This is a genomic window from Micromonospora craterilacus (assembly GCF_003236315.1).
GTDB classification, from domain to species: domain Bacteria; phylum Actinomycetota; class Actinomycetes; order Mycobacteriales; family Micromonosporaceae; genus Micromonospora; species Micromonospora craterilacus.
On record NZ_POTY01000476.1, the window covers coordinates 1 to 1401 of the forward strand.

2 protein-coding genes are annotated in these 1401 nt (G+C 72.2%); both read right to left on the minus strand.

Features of this window, described 5'->3' with window-relative positions; translation table 11 throughout:
• Nucleotides 1–852, minus strand: an 852-nt coding sequence (locus C1I95_RS33905) for a LysM peptidoglycan-binding domain-containing protein (protein WP_146605948.1), incomplete at its 3' end; no start/stop codon positions are given.
• A 33-nt stretch (nt 853–885) separates the two neighbouring features.
• A complete protein-coding gene (locus tag C1I95_RS33910) occupies nt 886–1329 on the minus strand; it encodes a TadE/TadG family type IV pilus assembly protein (protein ID WP_111220194.1) in 444 nt (147 codons plus the stop codon).
• Nucleotides 1330–1401 lie beyond the last annotated feature (72 nt).

The window sequence follows — 1401 nt, forward strand, 5'->3', positions numbered from 1 at the left end:
GGTGGCGGGCGCGTCAGCGTTCACGGGGGGAGTTGCCGGTTGTCGTGTCCCGGCTGGTGGTGTGGCGTCGTCGGGCAGTTGCAGGGTCCATCCGGGGTAGATCAGGTGCGGGTTCGTGAGCGTGCCGCCCACGTCGGGGAAGTGGGTGCCCCGGTTCAGGGCGAAAATCTCCGGCCACCGGTTCGGGTCGCCAAGCCATGTGTCGGCGATCCCCGACAGGGTGTCTCCGCGCTTGACCTGGCAGGCGTAGGTCGTTCCGGACGAGACCAGCGTCAGCTGACCGGCCACGAGTCGGACCGACATCGGATCGTCCGCGCCGGTTCGGCTGGCAGGCAGCGTGTGTGCGTCGCGTACTGGCGCTTCGGGGGTGTCCGCGACCGCTTCCCGGGTGGTGCTCGACGCGGTGGCCGTCGCGGCCGCGGAGGGGACGGCGGCGTTCGTGTGGTGTGATGTCGCGTGAGCGGGCTGGCCGAGAGTGGGGGCGGCCTGGGCGGCGGTGGCGAGGACACCGCCGGTGATGGCGGCGACGAGGAGCGCGGCGAGTCCTCGGGCGGGTGCGATGGCCCTCGGCTGTGGCAGGCGGACCCCGGTGACGGCTGCGGTGACCTCCACGATCAGCGACCAGACGAACGCGGCCCAGGCCAGCCAGAGCAGGCACACGACGGCGCTGCCGAGCATGGCGTCGGTCATTGGTGACGTGAGCGCGGCGCCGATCTGCTGCCAGGTTGGTATCTGGCGAGGCAGTGGCCATCCCACGTAGCGCAGCAGTGCGTACGGAGTGCCGGCGGTGAGCAGCGCCAGGAGCGTGAGCCCGGCCAGTCGGCGGGCGGTGGCGGCGAGGAATGCGAACACTGGGGCTCCCGGTCGTGCGGCGGCGGCTTGTGGTCAGACAGGCGTGGTGATCCCGGTCAGCGGGGTGGCGGTCGCGGTCGCGGACACCGGCAGGCCGGTGATGCCGACGAGGTGGAGAAGCTGCGTGCGGCGCCGGCCGGTGATGGTCACGGTGACGGTGGTGGTGGAGGCGGACACAGTGACCTGCCCGTCGACGCCGGCCTGCTCGGCGAACGTGCGCGCGGCGGCGGCGGCCTGGGCGGGTTGGAGTTGGACGACGCCGGTGGCGCGGTAGGTGGCGAGGTCGATCTCGCGGGCACCGGCGCGGGCGGATGCCTGCGCGACGTCGAGCAGCCTGACCTTGTCGGACATTCCCATGCCCAGGTCGAGGACCAGGCCGGCGAGGACAAGGACGATGAGGACGCCGATGACCGTCCATGGGGTGATCTGGCCGCGGTCGTCTTCGCGGGCGTGCCGTAGGCGGGTGCGCAGGGTCATGGGGGCGGTCCCATGTCTCGGTGGCTGTCCAGGGGCTGGTGGGAGGTGGCGTGGACGGTGACGGCACCGGGT